This window comes from Neobacillus sp. GCM10023253, assembly GCF_042653105.1.
Lineage (GTDB): Bacteria > Bacillota > Bacilli > Bacillales > Cytobacillaceae > Neobacillus > Neobacillus citreus.
In genome coordinates this window covers 1,025,872-1,049,365 of record NZ_JBHSHV010000003.1, presented here as the reverse complement: position 1 = coordinate 1,049,365, position 23,494 = coordinate 1,025,872, and the positions used below count along the sequence as shown (strand labels likewise).

Genomic DNA, 23,494 nt, shown 5'->3' with positions numbered 1-23,494 from the left:
AAAGCCTCATAGCTTGACAAGTTGACGTCAAAAGCCGCCATAAATGGCGGCTTTTGAATTGGAAAAACTCCTTCGATATTTCAAATAAAAAAGAGGATCTTTGGTTTTACAGAACCGCTTCCCTTCATTAGTTTGCATGCCGCATTCCCATATCTGCAGCCGTTTTACGTGAGACTTTGTGGTTAATTAGGTAAATGCTTAACAGAATTAATACTATGCCGCCAAATAGGCTAGCTGTAAACGGCTCGTTTAACATAAATGTTCCGATGACTACGCTGATCATTGGTACAAGGAACGTGAAGGAACCAACCTTGCTGGCTTCACCTGCACTCATTAATTTCAGGTAGGCAGCCGTTGCTAAGGTTACACCGAAGATACCCGCATATAGCAGGCTCCAAACAAATGAAGCGTTCCAGTGAATGGCGTGCAGGTTTTCGGTGTATGCTCCATAACCAAACATTAGCAAACCACCGATGATATTTTGGATGGCTACAAGCCATAGGTTATGCACAAGTGCACTAGTTTTTTTGACATAGACAGTGCCGATGGCCCAGCCCATTCCGGTAATGAGTGCAAGAATAATTCCAATTGCAGAAATTTTTCCCGACATCCCTTCAAGACTTACCACGACCACGCCAAGAAATCCAATGACCATGCCTAGAATTTTCTTTGCTGATAAGGATTCCTTCAGCCACATCCAAGCTAGCAAAACCACAAGCACGGGCTGCAGATACACAATAACGCTAAATAAGCCGGAAGGAAGATACTGCAAGCCAATCATCTGGATGCCGTTGAACATAAGGATATTAAAAAATGTTGAAATAAGATAAATAGACCACGTTTTTTTCCATTGGATTTTTCGCCATTGCGGGATTAAAATTAACGCCAAAAAAACCCCGCCAATCACTCCACGTAGTCCGGCAAAAAGCATCGGCGGCGAATAATTGAGAGACACTTTGTAGACCGGCCACATTGTTCCCCAAATCAGAACAACAAAAGCAATGCCAAGGGCCGTCTTTGTTCTGGACAATTGCTCCATTTTTTTAGGTACCTCCCCTAAACAATTTATTAATGATGTAAATTATTTCGCAATTTCCATTCTATCACCTTTTTCAGAATATTGTTTTAATTGTGCTTTTCGATTTACTAAATAAATATGACACAGTGTCATTTTAGTGTTGACTTATGACAATGTGTCACATATAATACTTCTTATCAAGAATTGTGACACATTGTCACACCTCAGATAGGAGAATATTGATGCCTAAACAAACGTTTTTTCATTTACCTAAAGATAAACAAGACACTTTAATTCAATCTGCCAGGAAAGAATTCTCTAGGGTCCCATTACACGAAGCATCCATTGCCAACATTATCAAAGATGCTGGTATACCTAGGGGAAGCTTTTACCAATATTTTGAGGACAAAGAGGATCTGTTTTATTACTTGTTAAGCCGGCTCTCACAAATCAATTATGAGAAATTTGTTTCAACCCTAAAGACTCATGACGGTGATTTATTTAATACGTTTATTGATTCATTTCAATTAATGATCAAATACCTTAGAAATCCGGAGCACCAAAATCTTTTTAAAAATGCTTTTTTAAATATGAACTATAAAATGCAAAATACTTTGGCCAATAACATTTATGAAGAGGATCAGAAAAGACGATATTTAGATATGGTTAACTTAATTAACGTAAGTAATTTAAGCATTAAGGATGAACAAGAGCTACATCACGTTATAAAAATTATAAACGCAGTCACATTCCATAACCTCGTGCAAATGTTTGTAAAGGATTTATCGGATGAAGAAACTCTTCAAAATTATATTAGCCAGCTTGACTTGCTAAAACGCGGGTTATATAAAGTAGAACACCAATGAACTCCCTTAAAGGGATAAAAAGGAGAAAACATATATGGATTCAACATTACAACAAAAGAAAACACCCTATTTAATGCTTGCGATTTTATTTGTCGGAGCATTTGTTTCTTTTTTAAATAATTCACTTTTAAATGTAGCGCTCCCATCAATGATGACAGATTTAAATATTAAAGATTATTCCACTATCCAGTGGCTTGCAACAGGATATATGCTAGTCAGCGGCGTTTTAATTCCTGCCTCAGCATTTTTGTTAACACGCTTTTCGAATCGTCGTTTATTTATAACATCTCTCGCCATTTTCACTCTAGGTACTGCATTAGCAGCCTATGCTCCAAACTTTAGTGTATTACTTACCGGGCGATTGGTTCAAGCAGCAGGTTCTTCCGTAATGGGGCCATTATTAATGAATGTGATGCTAATCAGCTTCCCACGGGAAAAACGCGGAACTGCAATGGGAGTTTTCGGATTAGTTATGATTACAGCTCCTGCAATCGGGCCGACTTTATCTGGTTATATTGTAGAAAATTATGATTGGCGTTTACTGTTCGAAATGATTTTGCCGTTAGCTGTCATTAGTTTAGTATTAGCTATTTGGAAGCTTGAGAATGTAATGGAACAAAATAAAAATGCCAAACTGGATTATTTCTCAGTTGTATTATCTTCTATCGGCTTTGGCGGTTTGTTATATGGTTTCAGTTCTGCAAGCTCAGACGGCTGGACAGATACAATCGTCTTAACCACTTTAATCGTTGGCGCTATTGCCTTAATTGCCTTTATCGTCCGTCAATTAAAAATGGCTGAACCATTACTGGATTTACGTGTCTACAAATATCCAATGTTTGCACTTGGCTCAGTTATCGCGATTGTCAATGCAGTAGCGATGTTCTCCGGTATGATTTTAACACCGGCATATGTACAAAATGTCCGTGGCATTTCCCCGCTTGATTCAGGATTAATGATGCTGCCTGGTGCGATTGTGATGGGGATTATGTCGCCGATAACAGGGAAATTATTCGATAAATTTGGTCCTCGCATTCTTGGTGTAACAGGACTTGTCGTTACAGCTATTTCAACTTATATGCTGGCAAACCTGCAAATCGACTCAAGCCACGCCTATATAATACTTGTTTACACTCTCCGTATGTTTGGGATGTCAATGGTAATGATGCCAATTATGACAAACGGACTTAACCAATTGCCAACGCGCTTGAATCCGCACGGTACAGCTGTAAATAACACCGCACAGCAAGTGTCAGGTTCAATTGGTACAGCGGTTCTTGTTACCATTATGAATTCCGTTACAAAAACAGAAGCTCAAAGCCTAGTGGCTGGCGTAGATCCAACAACCTTTACCGCTGCTTCAAAAGCGCTATTAACACAGAAAGCTCTATTAGCAGGCATTCAATATTCATTCTATGTAGCACTTGGCATAAATATTGTCGCCCTAATCCTAGCCTTATTCGTTAAACGAGTCGATACAAGCAAAGAGTCGGTAAGACAATTAGACCAGCAAAAAAATAATCCTACCAAAGAGGTAGCACATTAATGGTTTGTGGGGGACGGTTCTTCATTTGATGCACAAGAACCGTCCCCATGCTTCATTCTGCTCTCAACATTCCTGCCAATTCTTCCAAGGCGCTCAGCTGTTGAATGCGGTAGTGGCGCCCCTCTTTTTTTAAATAGCCTTTTTCGCAAAATTGCCCGAGCACGTGCAGCAGATGGCGGTATGAAACTCCTAAAAAGTCACATACCGAAACATGTTTTTCCTTATATATTCTTTCATCAGCCGTTTGCAAAATAAATTCGGCAAGCCGGTTTTCAAGCGGGAACGCGAGGCTTTGCGAATATTTTGCGGCCATTTTTGTTGCTTTGGCGCTTAATAACTTTGTCAATTCACGCAAGAATACTACATCTTCTAGCAGCTGTGTGCGGAAGCGATGAAAAGGAAGGGCAAAGCAAACCGTCTTTGTAGTGGCTTGAATCCCTTTTGTATAGTACACATCGTTTAATAATTCCATTTCTCCTACATATTCGTTCTCATTGATAAAGTTAATTAACGAAACTTTCCCATTCAGATGCGTTAAATAAATCTTCGCTTTGCCTTCAATGACATAATATAAAAAATCCGGTCGCATTCCCTCTTGAATAATCCATTCATCTCGTTTATATTCACGCACCTCTACAAACTCGTCAATTGGAAAAGAAAATAAATGGGCAATGGAGTGTTCTTCCAAATATCGTTTCCTTTTTTCATTTTTATAAATTTCCATAATCCACCTCAGAATATGAGATATCTCATATTATTGTACGATTCCACATGATATCATGCAAATCATGAGGTGAAACATTATGAACACACAACGCTGGATGAGCAGCCAGTTTTTTACTTTTTATTTAACTTGGGGCGTCTTCCTTCCCTATTGGACGGGTTGGATGATTCATACAAAAGGAATTTCGATTTCACAAGCCAGTTTAATTATGAGTTTAGGTTTGGTTGTTCGGGGCATTTCCACATTAATGGCGTATCCATATTTTTCGAGGAAGTTCAGCAGTAAAACTTTATTAAATGGGATGGCAATTGGGACATTGGTTTCCATTCTGTGTTATATTCCTTCGAATTCCTTTGCCAGCATACTACTTGTAACGCTGCTAATAAACTTTTTTTACCCTACATTGATGCCTGCTCTGGATACCGCGGCTGGCATCCTAGTACAGAGTAAGCAATTAAAACATTATGGAAAGAGCCGTTCATGGGGGTCTATAGGGTTTGTCGTTGCTGGCATGGTCTTAACAGTCTTTACAGGAGCACTTGGAGATGTAGTCATTTTATGGGCGCTCTTAATCGGTACTATGGTTTTCGTTGGGCTAGGCCTTATGCCAGCACCATTAGTTTTATCTGAAAAACCACAACCGAACCCAACAAAAAAAGCAAGAATGCTGAACTTATTTCGTATCAAACACTTTGGTTTGGTGCTCGTGATTGTGATCTTACTGCAGGCTGCCCATGCAACTTATTACACCTATGGATATATTTTTTTACAAGAAATACATTCACCTAAATATTTAATCGGCGTAATCCTGAACATTGCCGTGATTGCAGAAATCATTTTCTTCTTAATTGCCGATCGGTATTTTCAGCGATTTTCAGCAGGGTCTTTACTAGCACTTTCAGCTCTAGGTTCAACTGTACGTTGGATATTAGTGTTTATTTTTCCAAATGTGCTGGTCTTCTCTATTTCGCAGGTTTTGCATTCACTTTCGTTCGCCATGGGTCATTACGCCTTTATGAAATACTTGATCAAAAATATACCGCACCAGCAGATACCGAATGCACAAGGCATGTATTCAGCACTTGCATTAAGTTGGAGCACAGCGGTATTCACTATATTCGGCGGCTATCTATATGAAATCGAGCCGCGATTCGCCTTTATCGGCATGATTGTTTGTTCCATCCCATCGATGGTGCTTGCTCTTGTATATCGGAAACTTGAAAAATAGGGACGGTTCTTGTGCATCCTATGATGCACAAAAACCGTCCCTTGGTATTTCCTTTGCATTTACTCAATACTAGAATTCGTAATATCAGCCTCTATCCTGCTCAGGAACTCTTCTGCGGCGCTGTAACCTTGCTGCTTCAAATACCAGTTATTTGCAGCTGCCTCGATTAACCCAGCTACATCACGTCCTGGCTGAAGTTGGATTTCAATGGAAGGTATCTTAACACCCATATAGTCTGTAGAGTGAACTTCTTGATCCAAATCATTATACAAGGCATCTTTTTCCCATCTGGTCAAATTAATATCCAGCGCGATTCGTGTTTCGTCCTGAAAAGCCTTGCGTCCATATAACCGAACCACATTCAGCAGCCCAATACTGCGAAGAGCCAAAAACTCTTTGGTTTTCTCATCATGAGTACCCAGAATCGTTTGATGACTAAGTTTTTTTAGAACAACAATATCATCCGCTACCAGCCGATGTCCCCGGCGGATTAAGGTGTGTGCTGTCTCGCTTTTTCCGACCCCCGAATTTCCGCGAATTAAGACCCCAATACCGGATACATTCATACAAACTCCATGCACAGCAATTTCCGGTGCTAATTCTTTCACCAAATACGCATCCAATTTGGGAATAAACTCTGATGTAATCTCAGGCTTATTTGTCAACAACAAGGGGATGCCCTGTTCAACACAATGTTGATTCAAATAGGTAAGTCCTTCTTCACCACAAGTTACGATAAAGCACGGCGGATGATAATGGACAATATTTCCGATTCGGATTTTCCGTTCCTCTTTACTTAACCTATGTAAATAAGTAACTTCCTTTTTTCCTAAAATTTGAACTCGTTCTGTTGGAAAAAAGTCAAAATGGCCAACAAATTCCAAGCCCGGACGATGCACCCGTGATTGCGTTATCACATTCTGAAGCTTACTTTCACCAGCAAGCACCTTCAATGAAAACTTCTCTACCAAGTTTTCAACTGTTATTTTCTTCACTTCTAAACTCCCCTCAATTAGTCTTTATATAATTGCATTTTACTTAGATTAATGGAATCATCATCATTATCAAAATAAATTGTTGTTTCTATCAATCCTTGTCCATGTAGAATACTCCCTCGGTATTACTGGTAAAGGACGAAGAAACATAAGAACCGTCCCCATGCATCACTTTTCCTTTAAATAAATAATCAGCTCGGAACGGCTTTTGAGTTCTAGTTTATCTAGAATGCGGGAAACATAGTTTTTAACTGTTCCTTCTGTTAAAAATAATGTCGCACTGATGGTCTTATTGCTTTTTCCTTGCATAATTTGTTCAACGACTTCTATTTCTCTTGGTGTAAGTATCTTGGACAAGTCTTTCTTTTCCGTGTTAGGTGCCTGCAGAGATTCGGGAACATTCCGGAGGGCCCTGATTAGTTTACTTGTTACATCTGAATGAAGTAGCAGCGTTCCTTCGTGTGCTGCCTTTATTGCCTTAATAATCTCTTTTAGGTCAGAGTCCTTTAGAATAAAACCGTCTGCCCCATTCTTCAGTCCGTTAAAAATATACTCATCTTCATTAAAGGTAGTTAAGATGAGTACTTTCACATTTGGATATCTTTCCTTAACTGCTTTTGTAGCCTCGATGCCATTCATGACAGGCATTCTAATGTCCATTAGTATCACATTAGGCGTCATTCTTTCCAATAAAGCAATAAGTTCTTCCCCATTCGTTGCTTCCCCGATGATCCGAATCTCTTCATTTAAGCTAAGCAACATTTTTAAACCATCCCGGACAATTCCTTGGTCATCTACAATTATCACGTCAATCACTTTTCATCACTCCACATTTGTCACAAATGGAATTTCTGCTTCCACCGCAAAACCGTGTCCCTTGGCCGACACAAACTGAATACTCCCTCTCAATAAATGGATTCGTTCCTCCATTCCCCGCAGGCCGTGGGATTTTTTAATATCGGTACACCCTTCCCCGTCGTCCTCTACTTTCACCAGCGCCTTTTTTTCATTTACAAAAATATCAATATGAAACGTATGGGCATTCCCATGCTTAATCCCGTTCGTAATGGCTTCCCTCACTGTTTCAAAAATTCCATTTTGAATATCGCGGCTTGCGAACTCAACGGTGTCATCGAAAAATAATTCAAATTGCAATCTGCCGGCGGTTTGCAAGCTATCTATTAAATCCTCAATAGAGTCGCGCAGTTTAACCTTATCTTTCCATGCCTGATTATCCTTTAATACGTCAACTGCTTTACGAAGGTTCGTTATCGATGTTTGCGAAATGACTAAGGCTTTCTTCATGACATCCTTTGATTTTTCTGGATTTGAATCCATCATATTATCGGCAAATTCCAGGTGCATTTTTAAGGCGATTAGAGCATGGCCAATGGAATCGTGGAGCTCCTGTGCAATTCTAGTCCGCTCTTTTATTATCGTGATTTCCTTCAGTTTGGCATTTGCCTCCATTAATTCAACATTGAGTAGATTTCCCTTCTCCCTTTCCCTGCTGTTGCTCCGAACAAGGTAGATTAGGGCCATCAAAGCAAAGTAAGGAATTAATGCTTGTTGGATTCCTGCCTTAAGAGCAAACATACCGATTACAAACATGAAAATATGAAGAATGACCAGACCAATTTGTATAGTCGGGCGATAAATAAAAATTTCAACGATTGGAAAAATAAAATAAATATTTAGCGGTATATTATCAAATTGAATCACATATAAACCAATTGCTATAATACTTACCGACATCGATATATAGTAGATTATACGATTTTTTTCATATAGTTGGTAATAATTTCTGTAAATATCATTTAAATGCAAAATAACCAATCCTATAATGAAAGCCGCCTTTATAGGTATCGAAGAAGGAGACTGCCCCATAATATCAATCGAAGCCAAAATGATCAGGATGATTCGAAAAATCATCATGACCGAGGGGGTTTTATGTTTTTCCATGACATAACATCACATCCATCAATTAGTTTCTATTTTAATTGCATTATACTATTCTGCTAAAAAACTGAATAGCTATCAAAAGTCATACAAAAATGAAAAATGGGGACGGTTCTTCTGCATCTGATGCAGAAGAACCGTCCCCATGAAACTTCCCATAAACTTAAACTGATACAGGTTCCTTTTCTACACTACGTTTTTCTTTCGATAAATCCTTTTTATTGTTTACAGGTACGCGTCCTTTACTTAAGCCAAGTGCAAACGCTGTTGAAGCATGAATTTCGTCGAAAAGCTCTGGGTTGTCCACTAGTGAAATGCCATAAGATGGTATCATTTCTTTTATTTTTGGTTCCCACGCTTCGCGGTGCTGAGGGAAACATTTTTTTATGATCTCGAGCATGACGGAAACAGCTGTTGATGCACCTGGTGAAGCACCGAGCAATGCTGCGACTGAGCCATCTGCTGCAGTAACCACTTCAGTACCAAATTGAAGCGTTCCTTTACCGCCCGCTTCTGTATCTTTAATAACTTGTACACGTTGTCCGGCTACCACGATATCCCAATCTTCGCTTTTTGCATTTGGAATAAATTCGCGCAGCTCTTCGATACGCTGTTCCTTCGATAACATTAGTTGTTGGATCAAGTATTTTGTTAATGGAATGTTTTTGGCACCTGCCGCCAACATCGTGATGACATTATTTGGTTTGACAGAACCTAATAAGTCCATATTTGAACCAGTTTTCAAAAATTTGGGTGAAAAACCAGCAAAAGGTCCAAACAATAGTGATTTTTTGTTATCAATAAATCGTGTGTCAAGATGCGGCACTGACATAGGAGGTGCACCCACCGCAGCCTTGCCATAAACTTTTGCATGATGCTTGTTTACAACCTCAGGATTGTTACATACTAAGAATAGTCCACTTACAGGGAATCCTCCAACATGTTTACTTTCAGGAATACCGGTTTTTTGAAGTAAAGGCAAGGAGCCGCCGCCGCCGCCAATAAAGATAAATTTTGCAGTATGGCGTTCTATTTCACCGGTTTCCATATTCCACACTTTTAATTCCCATAGGCCATCCTCAGTACGTTTAATATCCTCAACTTGATGTTTGTATTTGATTTCAACGTTTTGATTTTTTAAGTGGTCAGTCAACATGCGTGTTAAAGCACCAAAGTTAACATCCGTACCCGAGTCAATTTTCGTAGCCGCTATTGGTTCCTTTGAAGTCCGGCCATCCATAATAAGCGGAATCCATTCTTGCAATTTTTTCGGCTCATCGGAATATTCCATCCCTTGGAATAATGGATTGTTTGAGAGTGCTTCAAAACGTTTTTTCAAGAACTCTACATTATTTTTCCCTTGTACCATACTCATATGTGGCAAAGGCATAATAAAATCATGCGGATTACGGATCAGATCACTGTTAACAAGATAAGACCAAAACTGTCGTGAAACCTGAAACTGTTCATTAATTTTGATAGCTTTGTTAATATCGATTGATCCGTCTGGTTTTTCTACGGTGTAGTTCAACTCGCACAATGCCGAATGTCCAGTTCCTGCATTATTCCATTCGTTCGAGCTTTCCTCGCCTGCTTTTTCAAGCTTTTCAAAAACTGTAATTTTCCAGTCCGGCACTAATTCCTTCAAGAGTGTCCCTAAAGTGGCACTCATGATTCCTGCACCAATTAAGATAACGTCTGTTTCAGTTTGTCTGCTACTCATTTTTCCCATCCCTTATATGCTATGATTTGCAGAAAGGATGCTGGCGCCCATGCTTAAAGCAAACAGCAAGCTAAGGCGCGACTAGTTACACACCTTTTCTGGATCAATTAATTCCTTAATATAGTTTATCACTAATATCGATAGATTTAAATATTTATTACTATAATAATAGTTAGTAAGCTATTTAAAAGCTGGTAAAAGTGAGAAGTCCAACCACAATGCCCTATTTTTATCAATCCGCTTGGCAATCGCTTACACTTTTGTAAAAATACTTTTTACGATGAATAATTATAAACCGCACCGTTTACCTATACACGGGACTATCTTTCAATTATCCTATTAATATCTTTTCTTCAGCATATCTAAGTCTTGCTTCTTGGCGCTTCGACATGAGCGCGAATGCCATGGTTAATGGCCCAAGGCGACCGATGAACATCATTAAGGTGATTAAAAGTTTTCCATAAGGCGATAAATCCCCTGTGATACCCGTTGACAATCCGACTGTTCCGAATGCCGAAATGGTTTCAAAAAGCAGCTTATTCATCGGCATATCCTCTGTGTAGGTCAGCAAAAAGAAAATCGTGAAGATAAAAATGATGGCTGACACCCCAATGGATAAGGATTTATTAACCAAGCTCCAGGAAATTCTTCTTTTAAAAATATTAACATCGCTTCGATTCGTCAACACTGTCCAAAAGGCAAATATGATAATGGCAAAGGTCGTAACCTTAATTCCCCCACCGGTAGAGCCAGAAGAAGCGCCAATAAACATCAATGCCATCGTAAAAACTTGTGAGGACAGCGTCATATGTCCAATATCAATGGTATTAAAGCCGGCTGTTCTTGGTACGACGCCTTGAAAATAGGAGGCCCAGAATTTATCGTTCCAGCTTAGGTTTCCAATCGTTGCGGGGTTATGAAATTCAGAGATTAATATAATTACTGTTCCCACAACATTAAGGATTAATGTCACGAGCAGCACCACTTTGGAATGAAGGGACAGCTTACGTAAAGATTTTTTCTGCCAGACATCCAAAATGACGGTGAAACCAATTCCGCCGATGATAAATAATGAAGTGATGGCTAAATTGACGGTCGGATCCCCGACCCATTTACTTAGATTGTCTGGTTCGAGGCCAAAACCGGCATTGTTAAAAGCGGATATCGAATGAAAAAATCCGTAATACAAGGCTTTGATCCACGGCATCTCAAATGACCAGCGGATCGCTAAAATAAGCGCCCCTGTTATCTCTACAATTAAAGTTATCATGATGATTTTGGAGACAAGTTTTACCACACCTGAAAGTGTAAATAGGTTTAGCGAATCTTGAAGTAGCAATCTTTCTTTCAAGCCAATTTTCTTTCCGAGGATGATGAACATGAATATGCCGATCGTCATAAATCCCCAACCGCCAATCTGAACTAAGAAAAGCATTACCAGCTGGCCGAAAATGGTAAAGGTTGTTCCTGTATCCACAACTGCGAGACCTGTTACGCAGACGGCAGACGTTGCCTCGAATAAGGCATCGACAAAACGGAGGCCCCTTCCCTCCTCATAAGTCGAAATGGGCAGCATTAATAAAAGTGTACCTAATAAAATAAGTACCGCAAATCCGATAACCAAAATTTGCGCAGGATGCAGCTGGATAAACTTCCCTTTTTTCTTGATTAACTCCACAAATACTCCCCTTTGTTTGGTAAGATATCAAATGTGTAAATTTTGGATAAATTTATGAATCATATCTTACTCTCGGGAGTAGGATTTGTAAACAAAAAATTTCATTTGCCGCGTGTTGTTTCCTGTCATGATTCCATTTCAGATTCTTCCCAGCTTTGCGCGGTTTTAAATATTTTCTTAGCCTCATGCCGGTCGGAGGCCTGCAATTTATTAAGGATATTCGTAACATGATTTGCTACAGTTTTCACACTTAAATGGAGCTTTGCAGCAATTTGTGCATTTGTTTTTTCCCCGACAATCAACTCCAATATTTCCTTTTCACGGGCAGTTAGGTCGGACAATATAGGATTTACCGATTCTATCTCTTCTGTTTTTGAAAAATAATGTATCATCCGTGCGGCAATGTCAGCGCTGAAAACGGCGCCGCCATTGCCGACCATGCGAATAGAATGAAGAAGTTCCATTTCTCCGGCATCCTTTAACACATACCCGCTTGCACCCATTTTCATTGCCGTAAAAACAGATTTATCATTTTTTAGCATCGTAACAATTAGAATTTTTATTTTCGGAAATTTTTCCTTTATGATTTGAGTGGCTTCAATTCCATTTAGTCCTGGCATGCGTATATCCATGACAATGACATCCGGTTGGAGTGAGGACGCCATTTCTACAGCTTCCTCTCCTGTGGCAGCTTCGCCAATCACTTCTAAGTCATCCGTTGTTTGAATCAAATTTCGAACTCCTCCGCGAAACAACGGATGGTCATCAGCTAAAACTATTCTCATCCCTCTTCACTCCTGTCGAAAAAGGCAGAACTGCCCTTACTCGTGCTCCACCCGTTTCCAAAGATTCCATTTCACATTTCCCGCCAAGCTCCAATGCTCGCTCTCTTATCGATGTTAAACCAATTCCTCCGTTTTGGGACGGCCTCAGCTTATCAGGAAACCCAACGCCATTATCCGTAACCTCAAGTTCTAGTGTATTTTCGACAATTGTTAAACGAACTGTGCATTTGGTCGCATTCGAGTGGCGGATTACATTGACTAGTGCTTCCGTTATAATCCGGTACGCTGCAACCTCAACTGCTGCGGGCAATACAGGCAAACTTTCCGGGGCTTCCAAGTAAATTTCAATAGAACTAACTTCCGATGTGACAGACACTTCTTCCGAGGTTTTCCTGATTTCGTCCACCCTCGCCTGGATTGAACCCAGCAGTCCAAATTCATCAAGAGTCGGTGGGCGTAATCCATGGACCATCGTACGAATTTCATCCACAGTTGAACGAATTACTTGACGCAGCCCCTCCATTAACTCCAAAGCTTTCGCTGGATTTCTTTCAATATATTGCTCGGCTGCCGCGACGTTAAAAGCTAATGACATGAGCCGGGGGGCAAGGTCATCATGAAGGTTGCGGCGAATATGGAGCCGTTCCTCTTCACGGGCCAGCACCAATCTTTCCCGTGACTGCTGCAGGTCATTTGCCAGTAATTTCATACCCAAAGTCATTTTCACATTTTGAAGAACAGGACCAGCTTGGCGGAGAAGAACCTCAATAAGTTTATTGTCCTCACCAGTAAATACCTCATTTAAAGACCTGTTTGATAAATGAAGTGTCCCTAGTTCTTCCCCTCCATGAATAATCGGTAATGTGTGGATATCAAACTTTACTTTTCCCGATGCTGCAGCAAGTGTCTCTTTTCCGTTTATATTAATGAATATCCCGGCGTATGGCAGGCGAAGAGCATCCCGTATTGTTCCCGTCACAACGTTTAGCATCTCTTCAGGAGCAATGGGTCTGATCAAATGATCCCCAAGCTCCTTCAGTATGGTATACGGTTCATCATGTCTTCCCTTCATCAGTCTGTTCACAAGGCGCTGCAATCTTTCTTTTATTGGCGCAAAAAGAATTGCAACAATGGCGGTTGCCACTAAGGAAATGATGAAGTTGTTATCTGTCTTAAACAAGCTGCTAAAATAGAGAACTAAAAATGAGTATAGAAGAATAATAGCCAGCGATAAGGTGCCATAAACAACCGTCCGGTTCACAAGAGGGTCAATGTCCCACAGGCGATGACGAAGAATCGCAAATGCCAATGTTAATGGTATGATGGCCACAACGCCATACAGTAATGCACTTAAATAAAGATAGAATACAGGGTTTTCGCCAAAAATCGGATAGACAAAAAAACCGCTTACGATGATTGACCCCAGAAATGAAAGCGATAATCCAAAGACCACCCATTTGGTTTGCTGCCGTTCGACCTGGGTGGATATTTTTTTATATTGATAGATTTGTGAATAAATCGTCACAATAATCATGATTCCATAATAAACCAGTCTCGCCGTGCTCGACCAATTTAATAAATCAACAACCGTGTCCGGAAAAATCAAACTAATGAACTGGATGATACAAAAAGGAGTAAACAGGACAAGCTGCCAGCGGTGAATAAAACGTCCGTTTGGAAATATTAAGAAGAATAAGAATAGAGCCATTCTACCTACAGCCCCGATGATTTCCGGAAACTGGCCTACCACTTCGCGGCCATCTGATGCAAGGTATACCAATGATGTGTAGGTTGCCCCATATGTGACCAATGCCAATACTGCCAGAAGCCCCATGATATCCCGCGTGCTTTTAATAAAAATGATAATAGCTGCTGTGAAAAATAGGAAGGCAAACGCGGATTCGATAATGACAAATAGCGCCGCATACGTGTTAGAGGTTAAATGGTATTTGCTTAACGCTTCAATCGTTGTTGGGGGCGCAGGTGCCAAGGAACTGCAGGACTTGAGGATACATTCGTTTCGTAGGGTGTCATAATATCCCGCAATGGATTGAATGAAAAATACTAAGGTCAATATAGAAAAAATAATCACAAAGACTTGAAACAGGAAAAGTTTCTTATTTACTTCATTCATCCAGGAACGATCCCCACCTTTTGCACCTAAGATATAGGAAAATTATAACAAGGTGACCAACTTCTGTATAGATTTGGTTTTTCCTATTTATACCCATAAAAACTTCCCGATTGAAATGGGAATCCCCCTCCCTTCAAAACAGGAATTTCCCTTTGATACGATTAATTCGTAAACAACAATACAAAGGGAGTTGGAAAACATGATGTTAGAAAAAATTGTTAAGGTTCTTGGGTTTATTGCTTTCTTAGGGGGAATCGCTAGAATGGGGATGACGCCGTCAGGTTTGATTTGGGAGTCAGACAGCACACTTGAACTAATCTTCGCTTTTGCCGCAAGTATATTAATGGCAATCTCGTCTATGGCTTTGTTTATGTCCCAGTCACGGCAGACAGGGGTTTTCGGTTTCATCTCTGGTCTCATTCTTTCTACAGGAAACTTAATGCTGTCGGCGACATTCTATGGTTTGTTCGCTTACGGCGATTATCCGAAAGACGGCTTGTTCGTTAATCTTGCGAATAGTCTCTCCTACGGAGGGCTGTTGCTTGCCACGGTCATCCTGATGATTGTTACCTTTCGCGCAAAAGTGTTCCCTCGCTGGTACGCAATTGTGTTCTTGCTCATGCTTGTCTGTCTTGGCCTTCCGTTCCTCGGTGATTTCTTCGCCTTCTTCTGGGGATTGACATATGTACTGATGGGTTACTCCATCTTCACTGGAAAAGGAATCAACGTTGTTACTGTTAAAAAAGAGGAAATTGCCTCATAAAATTATGATGTTTTCTTTAAAGTAATATATCAGCGGATTTTTTAAAGATATCAGCGAATTATTGGCACATATCAGCGAATTTTTTATTATATCGGCGAATTTTCGAAATATATCAGCGAATAGCAAATTATTATGATTAAAAAGATAAAAGCTCCAATGCCAATCTCGGGCATGGAGCTTTTTTCATTAACCTATAAAGCTGCAAATTCACGAATCAACTGCTCAAACCGTTTTAAAGCATTGTCAATCGGTTCCGGTTTAGATAAATCTACACCAGTTTTCTTTAACAACTCGAGCGGATAATCGGAGCTGCCGCTCTTCAAAAATTCAAGGTAAGCATTGACGGCCGATTCGTCCCCGTTTAATAGCTGTTCAGCAATATGAATCGCCGAAGCAAATCCGGTAGCGTATTTGTACACATAGAAAGGTCGGTAAAAATGCGGGATCCGTGACCAGCCGTATTTCACTTCCTCATCAAACACCACTTCGTCCCCGTTATATTGCCTAAATAAAGATTCGTAGATTTCACTAAATACATTTGCGTTTAAAGGTTTTCCGCTTTCCGCATATTCATGGGTGATTTTTTCAAATTCGGCGAACATGACCTGTGTAAAGAAAGTTCCTCTAAATTGATCAATAAAGTGATTGAGTAAGTACTTCCGTACCTCTTTATTTGTTTCTTTTTCTAACAAATAATGAATCAATAGTACTTCGTTCACCGTCGAAGCTACTTCGGCTACAAAAATGCTGTAGCCTGCGGAGATTCTAGGCTGATGCTTGCTGGAATAATAGGAATGCATGGCGTGACCGAATTCGTGAATCATGGTGAACATACTATCCAAATCATCATGTTGGTTTAACAGCACAAATGGATGAACCCCGTAGACACCCAGGTTGTAAGCGCCCGAACGCTTGCCTGGCGTTTCCCGGACGTCTATGTAGCGGGCATCTTTAAAGGTTTTCAGAGTATTAACGTAATCCTCGCCCAGGGGTAGCAAAGCTTTTAAAATCGTTTCATACGCTTCCTCATAGGAAATTTCTAATTTCACACCAGGAACCAGAGGAACGTTCAGATCGTACTGGCGCAACGCCTCTAAGCCAAGCAGTTTTTTTCGAATAGACCCATATTGATGCAACGGTCCAATATTGGCTTTTGTCGCCATAATCAGATTTTCATAGACCTCTTTTGAAACCATATCCCCAAACAAACCTTTTTCCAAAGCGGATGGGTAGTTCCGCAAGCGGGCCAACGTCGCATTAGTTTTAACGTTCGCAGACAAAGTCGAGGCAATCGAATTTTTCAATTGCAAATATGGCTGATAATAAGCCTTGTACGCTTCCCTCCGCTTGTCTCGATCCTCATCTTCAATTAACTTTGAGTACATGCCGCGCGTCAGTATGACTTTCATTCCTTCATCACTCGTCACCTCGCCGAATTTGATATCGGCGTTGTTAAGCATACTGTAGGTGTGGCTTGGCGTAGAAAGGGCCTCACCTAAGTTGGATAAGATCTCTTCTTTTTCCTTGGTCAGAACATGTGCTTTATATCGGAAAGCTTCAAAAAGGTCTTGTTCAAAGTATTTTAACCGGGGTTCTTGCTCGATATATTCTCTTAATGTGCTTTCCTCTAGACTCAATAAAAATGGCATGAAAAATGATGAAGCTGCGCTTATTTTTACGGAAAGCTGCTTGGCACGGTCAACGAGCGATTGCGCCAAGGCATCGCGGGTGTCTACATCGGCCTTGAGCATGCCATACACATAGACAAGATTTAATTTACTGGAAACTTCCTCTTTTTCCGATAGATAATCATAAAGTGACTTTCCATTGTGAATCGCACCATCAAATTTTTTCAATTCGACAGTCTTTTTTTCAATCCAGAGATAATCATTTTCCCAGTCCTCAAGATTTTTATAAAGGTCCTCGAAATTCCATTTTTCTTTTTCCGGCACCTCAACCCTTGACATATAGGTAATGGTCATGTGAATCCCCCTCGCAATTGTAAGTTACTTAATTTTACCATTTAATTGAATGCTGTTATAATCAAAACAAAAAAATTTCCACGGGTGAGCCTATGAGAAAAAGATACTCGAATCTCGATGATGTAAAAAACAACAAGTCATTTAAAGATATGATGAAGTGGAACAAAGAAAGACGAAGCAAGGTAAAGGATTTAACGATTAATATTCCACAATGCCAGGATAAACAGATTGAAAAAATTAAAGAAAACCGGAGCCGAACTTCTTATACCTGGATTGGCCACTCCACCTTTTTGATTCAAATGAATGGGATTAATATATTAACCGATCCAGTTTGGGCAAAGCGGATGGGCTTTCAAAAAAGATTAACGGAGCCCGGGATTCCACTCGAGGATCTTCCTGAGATTGATGTAATCGTTATTTCTCATGGCCATTACGATCATTTGGATTTCCCAACCATCAAAAAATTAAAGGGAAACCCTCAATTTTTTGTTCCAATTGGTTTAAAGCCGCTTTTTAACCGGAAAGGGTATCAAAAGGTCAGCGAAATGGGCTGGTGGGAAAGTGCTGAAATCAGAGGCATCCAGATTCATTTTGTCCCCGCCCAGCACTGGACAAGAAGAACCCTGACAGATATGAATACGTCTCATTGGGGAGGGTTTATTTTTCAATCTCAAGAAGAAACGCTGTATTTTGTCGGGGATACAGGATATTTTGCGGGATTTAAGCAAATCGCCGAGCGTTTTGACAACATTGATACTGTGTTTATGCCAATTGGTGCTTACGAGCCGGAATGGTTCATGAAGGATTCGCATATTTCGCCGGAGGATAGTGTTAAAGCCTTCTTAGAATTAAACGCGAAAAAATTTGTCCCGATGCATTATGGAGCCTATCGCCTCGCCGACGACACCGGGCCCGAAGCCCTTGAACGGCTATATCGTGAATGGGAAAAACAACAACTTCCTAATGAACTGTTAAAGGTTTTGACAATTGGTGAGACGATGATAGAGGAAAAAAAATAACACTAAATAAAGGTATCTCACTCATCCGAAGTGATGTACCTTTATTTATCCAAAGTAAGTCAAAATCGGGGGTAATAACAATATTGAACTGGAAATTAGTACAGAACCTGCAAAATGTATTTCAGTCGTTTGGTGAGCTACAAACCTCTTTTACAAAAAACTTAACTGACATTGCATCAAGGATAAAATCGGTGAATCCCGGTGCCACCATTGTATTTTTGGAATTATATAATCCCTTATCACCGTCCGACAAACTGTATCCTCTTGCTGATCAATTGCTTCCGAAATGGAATCTTAAGTTATATGAGACTGCCAATCAGTATTCACCATCCCTAGTTATCGAAACCACTAAGGTAATAAACGGGGAAAGACCGGAAAATTTATCACCTGATGGTGTGCATCCTAATTCGAACGGTTATTCTGCTATATCAGAGCTAATGATTTATCAATTTAAGCATCAATATCGAATCGATTCTGTATAAAACGAAGGAGCCTTGTGGGCCCCTTTGTTTTTTATATTTTTCTAACCGGCATACTATGTACCGGTTTTTCCCATGTATTCTTTTTCAATTTCCTCGAATTCCTTTTCTAATTCACTTAATGTCCATTCATATAGATGTTTATCATTGATTTTAAAGATACCCAAGTTAATTAGCTCTTCAATGAGAAATTGTCTTTTTTCCTGAACAGTTTCGTTAAGAAGATGTTCCATTAAAAGCTCCCCCAATCTCTAAGCTAATAACAAATTTGTCACCTTCCACTGCCATTATAAAATGTCCAATTCATGGAATTTGTCGAAAAGACAGTTTTTTACCGAATTGTTATCATTTTTTAATAAACTAGTGTGATAGTCACGAATATTTTTAATGAAATTGTAAAAAATTAGGTGATTTTAAAAAATGGGTTTTTACCATGTATATGAATACAATAAAGCCGGATTAAATAAATTTAGTCCGACTCTTTAGAATTATTCATTTTTCCGCCTTTGCAGTTCAGCCAATATGGCCGGGTATTCTTTGTCAATTCTAAAAAACAGCATAAGGATAATCTGGATAACTGCTAATGCGAGCGGTATTTGAATATTAACTGCTTTGATCATTTCAATAGCCAAAGCTGGCTGCTCGACAGCCCCGCCTACATATCCGCCAATCCCAAGCAGCCATCCGACTACTGCAAGACCAAGCCCTGTACCAAACTTCATTCCAAAGCTAGCAGCACTATTGACCAGTCCTTCTGTCCGTAAACCGGTTTTGTACTCGCCGTATTCAACGGTGTCGTTGACCATCGCCAACAGCAACCCAAGCGTTGGCATGACTCCCAAGCCCGCTAACGCTGTCCCAACTAAAAAAACAGGTAAATTACTAGGGTCCGCCCATTTTATTATTTGTCCCACAATCGCTACCAGTGAACCAATTATGGCCACGTTCCTTTTCCCGAACCTGGCCACTAAAGGGCCGATGAAAAATAACCCCAAAATCATTGGTGCCGTTAACGTAAGGCCAATGATAGGAAATTTATTGATATCACCTATAACCCACTGCGCGTAGTATAGCCCTGCGCCTTGTACCAGACAGATGGTAGTGTAAAAGGTGATGCAAAAAAGCGTAATGATAATCCAGTATTTATTTCGTAAGATGGCCTTAAAGCTAGCTGAAAAGGGAATTTTGTCTTGTTGTGATGTTGAAGATTCAACTCTTTCTTTGACAAATCGGAAGGTAATGTAAAGGGCAATAATTGATAACAATCCATAGAAACCAGCAAGTCCTGTCCATCCGATGGAAGCCGTCAACGGTTGGGTAAAGGTCATGACAATTAAGGTTCCAATCATGGTGAAAATCGTAGAGTAAATGTTTGATAAGGAACGGCTATGCTGATGCTGTGTCATGACGCCGAGCAATGTTTTGTACGGGATGGAAGCAGCGGTGTATAGTAGGATGAACAAAATGTATGTGATGTAGGCATAAATGATTTTGCCTGTATGATCGAGATCAGGGACTGAAAATAACAATACAATTGAGACACCGAGTGGAACTGACATCCAAAGCAACCATGGCCTGGCTTTTCCATGTTTAGATCTCGTCATATCAACTATGGAACCCATTCCGATATCGGTAATTCCATCAAACAATCTTGCAATCAGCATCAAGGTTCCGACAATCGCACCAGCAATACCGACTACATCCGTGTAATAAAAGGTTAAAAATGAACTAATCAGTGTATTGACAGAGAAAATCCCAAAACTTCCGACTCCATATGCCCACATTTCTTTTTTTCTTGGTTTCTCTAAATCGTGCTTTTGTTCAATCCATGGCCCCTCAATAATTGTTTGCCTCAACAAAATCCCTCACTTCAAATTGGAATTGTTTAATGAAATAAGTTATCGAATGTATGCGCTTCCATGATATGAGACAAACCAGGGGATTAGACTATGCTCATAGTAAAAACTTTTTAAATGGAGACCCCAAAAAAAAGCAACGGACTAATCCATTGCTTTTTTTGGTCCCATATTATTATTTCGCCGCTGCCTTTGCCGCTTCCAAAGCAGCTTCATAATTCGGATGGTTGGTCACTTCGGAAAGATACTCGACATACGTAACAATGTTTTCAGCATTTACCACAAAAACAGCGCGGCTGTTTAAACGAAGTTCCTTTATATACGTTCCATAAGCTGTACTGAATGACATTTCAAAATGGTCAGACAAAGTCTGGACGCCGCTGATACCGGCAGCCCCGCACCATCTGCTTTGGGCAAACGGAAGATCAGCGCTGATGGTCAGTACCACAACATTGTCACCCAATTCAGACGCTGCTTCATTAAAGCGCCTCGTCTGCTGGTCGCAAACTCCCGTATCAAGTGAAGGTACCACACTGATCAGCCGGATCTTTCCATTTGAATCAGCAAGAGTAACCGGCGAGCGGTCATTTGCCAAAACCGTAAAGTCAGGTGCTTGATCACCTACTTTAATTTCTGGGCCAAGCAAGGTTACAGGATTACCCGCTAATGTTGCCGTTCGAGTCTGTTCTTGAATCATATCTTGTTCTCCCCCTTTAACACACTACACATCTGTCTATAAATCAGCTGCCACGATAAGTGCTATAGCCGCCCGGTGCCACTAACAGTGGAACATGATAATGGGAATTCGTGTCAGCAATTCCAAACCTAATCGGAACTTTATCTAAAAAAGGCGTTTCACCAACTCCCACACTTTGTTCCCGAAAGTAATCCGCTACATAAAAGACTAATTCATATTCCCCTGATTCTACCTGTCCTTCAGCAAGCAACGGGGCATCCACCCTGCCATCGCTGTTTGTAGAAACTATCTTTATAAGTGACCGCTCAGGTCCTAACCGCCAAAGTTCTATTTTTAAATTTTTTGCTGGAAGGCCCTTGGATATATCAAGGACATGTGTGGTTAATTTTCCACTCATGCTTCTACACTTTCTGTCGGAGATTCTAAGCCTTCATTTACAAGATCTTGGCGGTTAACGACAAATCCCTGGAAGCCGTATGGAGGTCGTGGTTCTGTGAACACCGCACCCTCTGAATCCGGAATCTCCACAATTGTTTCCCACGTACGGTTATTTGATAAAAATTGAACTTCAGCAATCTGTGGGAAACGCTGTAATACACGGCAGCCGACTCGATAAATTAAATCTTGGATTGATAATGTTTCAGCTTCATGGAAGACAGATGCTGCAATATCACGGACTTGTTCAGCAGGAACATAAACAGCAGGATTATCAGAAACAGCATCCTCTTTATCATTATAGCGGTAGAAAATATCAAGATAGATATAAAGCGGACGGTCCTTAGCTTCTGGAAGAGTTGTGTATTCATCTTGGATGAAGCCATAGAAGGAGCTGCCGGTTACCTTAATTAGGTGAAGATTTTTAATGCCGCTCTCTTGCTTCACAAGCTGATTACCTTGTTCAGTCCGTGCAACTTTGACAGTTGTTGTAATTAATTCATTTCTGGAGTGACGATAAACTAACGGGCTGGCCTCCAGTCCATTTTGTCCTGCCACTTGGACTGTTTCAAAAGGAACTTCATCTGCGGTGATTTCTACGGATGTTATGTGTGGATAGGTATTAAGGAAGCGATTACAAACGAATTTTAAAAATCCTTCAAAGGTTGGTCCGTGATACTGCGCTGCTTGACGAAGAATGAAATTTTTCATTGAATCCGTAGCGACGACACAGCTGTTATCAGCTTTTGTGAAAGAGTGAAGGAAGTCTCCCTCAAGGGCAATTTTGGCATTCATTCCAAAAATAACATTGTTGCGGCCGGTAAAATTCGACTCCGGAATAGTCTTGATTCCTTCTAGCGGGGTTTGGTACGTCCGGAAAACAAAAACATCACCTTTACCATAATAGCAAACTCTCTCTTGTGAACTCATTTAAATTCCTCCCTAAAATTTTATTATTTTAACCCTGAATCGCCGAAGTGCTGCTCCTGCGTTTCAAGATATAGGAACCAAAAATGATACAAACTTTAAGTCGCCAGGTCTTTTACTTGATGATAAAATCCTCTAGGCGGAAGAAGGCGATTTTAAAAATCTGGGTAAGTGCTTCCTGCAGTTCCTCTGGCGGATCGTTATTCACCCGTTCCTTCATATTGCCTCGAATCGTTTCTTTCGTTTGTCCTTTTACTGCCATGATGAAGGGGAATTGAAATTTTGATGTGTATGCGTTGTTGAGGGATAAAAATTCTTCGTGTTCTTCTTTGGTAAGCTGATTTAGGCCGGCACTTGCCTGTTCCTTGACAGAGGCATCGGCCATTTGTACCCGTGCCGCCAGATCTGGATGCGCCCTTAACAAAGCGAGCTTTTCTTCCATTGTTGATTCCTTCACCGTGTCCACCAACGCTTGGTGAAGATCAGCGACAGACTGGAATGGACGGTTCACCCAGGTCCGTTCTGCCACCCATGGTGAATGTTCAAATACCCAGCCAAGAACTTCTGTGAACGCTGGCTGATCTAAACTATTAAGCGTTTCGAGCTTCATAGTCATTTTGATTCCTTCCTTTCTTTTCTATAACGCCTTCCAAAATGGCCGGTGCAAATTACTCTCTCAC

Annotated in this window: 22 protein-coding genes; 6 read left to right on the top strand and 16 right to left on the bottom strand. The window is 40.4% G+C overall.

Going from position 1 to position 23,494, the window contains the following annotated elements; translation table 11 throughout:
- Positions 1-127: 127 nt before the first annotated feature.
- Complete coding sequence (locus tag ACFPA1_RS05405) at positions 128-1,039, bottom strand: DMT family transporter (RefSeq protein WP_378581671.1); 912 nt, start codon at positions 1,037-1,039, stop codon at positions 128-130.
- A 221-nt stretch (positions 1,040-1,260) separates the two neighbouring features.
- On the opposite strand from ACFPA1_RS05405, the gene ACFPA1_RS05400 reads away from it, so the two are divergent.
- Together ACFPA1_RS05400 and ACFPA1_RS05395 are read left to right on the top strand one after the other, a co-directional pair.
- On the top strand, positions 1,261-1,884 hold the full coding sequence (locus tag ACFPA1_RS05400; RefSeq protein WP_213140191.1) for a TetR/AcrR family transcriptional regulator: 624 nt from the start codon (positions 1,261-1,263) through the stop codon (positions 1,882-1,884).
- A 34-nt stretch (positions 1,885-1,918) separates the two neighbouring features.
- A complete protein-coding gene (locus ACFPA1_RS05395; protein ID WP_213140192.1) occupies positions 1,919-3,430 on the top strand; it encodes a DHA2 family efflux MFS transporter permease subunit in 1,512 nt (503 codons plus the stop codon).
- Positions 3,431-3,482: 52 nt separating this feature from the next.
- On the opposite strand, the gene yeiL is transcribed toward ACFPA1_RS05395, so the two are convergent.
- Positions 3,483-4,154, bottom strand: coding sequence for a transcriptional regulator YeiL (yeiL, locus tag ACFPA1_RS05390; protein ID WP_213140193.1), 672 nt, complete (start codon positions 4,152-4,154; stop codon positions 3,483-3,485).
- Between the two features lie 79 nt (positions 4,155-4,233).
- On the opposite strand from yeiL, the gene ACFPA1_RS05385 reads away from it, so the two are divergent.
- Positions 4,234-5,382, top strand: coding sequence for an MFS transporter (locus tag ACFPA1_RS05385; protein WP_213140194.1), 1,149 nt, complete (start codon positions 4,234-4,236; stop codon positions 5,380-5,382).
- A 59-nt stretch (positions 5,383-5,441) separates the two neighbouring features.
- Here the strand turns inward: ACFPA1_RS05385 and hprK are convergent, their stop codons facing one another.
- The 7 genes from hprK to ACFPA1_RS05350 form a co-directional block, all read right to left on the bottom strand.
- Positions 5,442-6,377, bottom strand: coding sequence for an HPr(Ser) kinase/phosphatase (gene hprK, locus ACFPA1_RS05380; protein ID WP_378581670.1), 936 nt, complete (start codon positions 6,375-6,377; stop codon positions 5,442-5,444).
- Between the two features lie 168 nt (positions 6,378-6,545).
- A complete protein-coding gene (locus tag ACFPA1_RS05375) occupies positions 6,546-7,190 on the bottom strand; it encodes a response regulator (RefSeq protein ID WP_378581862.1) in 645 nt (214 codons plus the stop codon).
- A gap of 9 nt (positions 7,191-7,199) precedes the next feature.
- Positions 7,200-8,339, bottom strand: coding sequence for a sensor histidine kinase (locus ACFPA1_RS05370; protein ID WP_378581669.1), 1,140 nt, complete (start codon positions 8,337-8,339; stop codon positions 7,200-7,202).
- A 160-nt stretch (positions 8,340-8,499) separates the two neighbouring features.
- Entirely contained in the window at positions 8,500-10,059 is a 1,560-nt protein-coding gene (locus ACFPA1_RS05365; RefSeq protein ID WP_378581668.1) for a malate:quinone oxidoreductase, read from the bottom strand.
- A gap of 331 nt (positions 10,060-10,390) precedes the next feature.
- Positions 10,391-11,737 carry a TrkH family potassium uptake protein gene (locus ACFPA1_RS05360; protein WP_213140198.1) on the bottom strand — a complete coding sequence of 449 codons (1,347 nt, stop codon included), beginning with the start codon at positions 11,735-11,737 and terminating at the stop codon, positions 10,391-10,393.
- Positions 11,738-11,862: 125 nt separating this feature from the next.
- Positions 11,863-12,522: a response regulator transcription factor gene (locus ACFPA1_RS05355; RefSeq protein ID WP_213140199.1), complete on the bottom strand. Its 660-nt coding sequence runs from the start codon at positions 12,520-12,522 to the stop codon at positions 11,863-11,865.
- Positions 12,503-14,656: an ATP-binding protein gene (locus tag ACFPA1_RS05350; RefSeq protein ID WP_378581667.1), complete on the bottom strand. Its 2,154-nt coding sequence runs from the start codon at positions 14,654-14,656 to the stop codon at positions 12,503-12,505. Before ACFPA1_RS05350 ends, ACFPA1_RS05355 begins: the two co-directional genes overlap by 20 nt.
- Positions 14,657-14,855: 199 nt before the next feature.
- Between ACFPA1_RS05350 and ACFPA1_RS05345 the strand changes: the two genes are divergently transcribed.
- Entirely contained in the window at positions 14,856-15,419 is a 564-nt protein-coding gene (locus ACFPA1_RS05345) for a hypothetical protein (protein WP_378581666.1), read from the top strand.
- 191 nt (positions 15,420-15,610) lie between these two features.
- Here ACFPA1_RS05345 and pepF read toward each other — a convergent pair whose 3' ends face one another.
- Positions 15,611-17,401, bottom strand: coding sequence for an oligoendopeptidase F (gene pepF, locus ACFPA1_RS05340; protein ID WP_378581665.1), 1,791 nt, complete (start codon positions 17,399-17,401; stop codon positions 15,611-15,613).
- 92 nt (positions 17,402-17,493) lie between these two features.
- Here pepF and ACFPA1_RS05335 point away from each other — a divergent pair, with 92 nt between their 5' ends.
- Together ACFPA1_RS05335 and ACFPA1_RS05330 are read left to right on the top strand one after the other, a co-directional pair.
- Positions 17,494-18,420: an MBL fold metallo-hydrolase gene (locus ACFPA1_RS05335; protein WP_378581664.1), complete on the top strand. Its 927-nt coding sequence runs from the start codon at positions 17,494-17,496 to the stop codon at positions 18,418-18,420.
- An 83-nt stretch (positions 18,421-18,503) separates the two neighbouring features.
- Positions 18,504-18,902, top strand: coding sequence for a hypothetical protein (locus ACFPA1_RS05330; RefSeq protein WP_378581663.1), 399 nt, complete (start codon positions 18,504-18,506; stop codon positions 18,900-18,902).
- Positions 18,903-18,955: 53 nt separating this feature from the next.
- Here the strand turns inward: ACFPA1_RS05330 and ACFPA1_RS05325 are convergent, their stop codons facing one another.
- The 6 genes from ACFPA1_RS05325 to uraD all read right to left on the bottom strand — a co-directional run bounded on the left by ACFPA1_RS05325 (position 18,956) and on the right by uraD (position 23,430).
- Positions 18,956-19,132 (bottom strand): Fur-regulated basic protein FbpA, encoded by a 177-nt coding sequence (locus ACFPA1_RS05325; RefSeq protein ID WP_213140205.1) that lies wholly within the window; start codon positions 19,130-19,132, stop codon positions 18,956-18,958.
- Between the two features lie 255 nt (positions 19,133-19,387).
- On the bottom strand, positions 19,388-20,755 hold the full coding sequence (locus tag ACFPA1_RS05320; RefSeq protein ID WP_241113880.1) for an MFS transporter: 1,368 nt from the start codon (positions 20,753-20,755) through the stop codon (positions 19,388-19,390).
- Positions 20,756-20,930: 175 nt separating this feature from the next.
- Positions 20,931-21,452, bottom strand: a complete 522-nt coding sequence (gene tpx, locus ACFPA1_RS05315; RefSeq protein ID WP_213140206.1) for a thiol peroxidase — start codon at positions 21,450-21,452, stop codon at positions 20,931-20,933.
- Positions 21,453-21,495: 43 nt separating this feature from the next.
- Positions 21,496-21,849 carry a hydroxyisourate hydrolase gene (gene uraH, locus ACFPA1_RS05310; RefSeq protein WP_213140207.1) on the bottom strand — a complete coding sequence of 118 codons (354 nt, stop codon included), beginning with the start codon at positions 21,847-21,849 and terminating at the stop codon, positions 21,496-21,498.
- Entirely contained in the window at positions 21,846-22,817 is a 972-nt protein-coding gene (pucL, locus tag ACFPA1_RS05305) for a factor-independent urate hydroxylase (RefSeq protein WP_378581662.1), read from the bottom strand. The genes uraH and pucL overlap by 4 nt, the downstream gene beginning before the upstream one ends.
- A gap of 112 nt (positions 22,818-22,929) precedes the next feature.
- Positions 22,930-23,430, bottom strand: a complete 501-nt coding sequence (gene uraD, locus ACFPA1_RS05300; RefSeq protein ID WP_213140209.1) for a 2-oxo-4-hydroxy-4-carboxy-5-ureidoimidazoline decarboxylase — start codon at positions 23,428-23,430, stop codon at positions 22,930-22,932.
- Positions 23,431-23,494 lie beyond the last annotated feature (64 nt).

Coding starts and splice junctions, on each gene's coding strand:
- ACFPA1_RS05405 (WP_378581671.1), bottom strand. CDS start 1,039: ATGGAGCAATTGTCCAGAACAAAGACGGCCCTTGGCATTGCTTTTGTT.
- ACFPA1_RS05400 (WP_213140191.1), top strand. CDS start 1,261: ATGCCTAAACAAACGTTTTTTCATTTACCTAAAGATAAACAAGACACT.
- ACFPA1_RS05395 (WP_213140192.1), top strand. CDS start 1,919: ATGGATTCAACATTACAACAAAAGAAAACACCCTATTTAATGCTTGCG.
- yeiL (WP_213140193.1), bottom strand. CDS start 4,154: ATGGAAATTTATAAAAATGAAAAAAGGAAACGATATTTGGAAGAACAC.
- ACFPA1_RS05385 (WP_213140194.1), top strand. CDS start 4,234: ATGAACACACAACGCTGGATGAGCAGCCAGTTTTTTACTTTTTATTTA.
- ACFPA1_RS05370 (WP_378581669.1), bottom strand. CDS start 8,339: ATGGAAAAACATAAAACCCCCTCGGTCATGATGATTTTTCGAATCATC.
- ACFPA1_RS05365 (WP_378581668.1), bottom strand. CDS start 10,059: ATGAGTAGCAGACAAACTGAAACAGACGTTATCTTAATTGGTGCAGGA.
- ACFPA1_RS05355 (WP_213140199.1), bottom strand. CDS start 12,522: ATGAGAATAGTTTTAGCTGATGACCATCCGTTGTTTCGCGGAGGAGTT.
- ACFPA1_RS05350 (WP_378581667.1), bottom strand. CDS start 14,656: ATGAATGAAGTAAATAAGAAACTTTTCCTGTTTCAAGTCTTTGTGATT.
- ACFPA1_RS05345 (WP_378581666.1), top strand. CDS start 14,856: ATGATGTTAGAAAAAATTGTTAAGGTTCTTGGGTTTATTGCTTTCTTA.
- pepF (WP_378581665.1), bottom strand. CDS start 17,401: ATGACCATTACCTATATGTCAAGGGTTGAGGTGCCGGAAAAAGAAAAA.
- ACFPA1_RS05335 (WP_378581664.1), top strand. CDS start 17,494: ATGAGAAAAAGATACTCGAATCTCGATGATGTAAAAAACAACAAGTCA.
- ACFPA1_RS05325 (WP_213140205.1), bottom strand. CDS start 19,132: ATGGAACATCTTCTTAACGAAACTGTTCAGGAAAAAAGACAATTTCTC.
- tpx (WP_213140206.1), bottom strand. CDS start 21,452: ATGATTCAAGAACAGACTCGAACGGCAACATTAGCGGGTAATCCTGTA.
- uraH (WP_213140207.1), bottom strand. CDS start 21,849: ATGAGTGGAAAATTAACCACACATGTCCTTGATATATCCAAGGGCCTT.
- pucL (WP_378581662.1), bottom strand. CDS start 22,817: ATGAGTTCACAAGAGAGAGTTTGCTATTATGGTAAAGGTGATGTTTTT.
- uraD (WP_213140209.1), bottom strand. CDS start 23,430: ATGACTATGAAGCTCGAAACGCTTAATAGTTTAGATCAGCCAGCGTTC.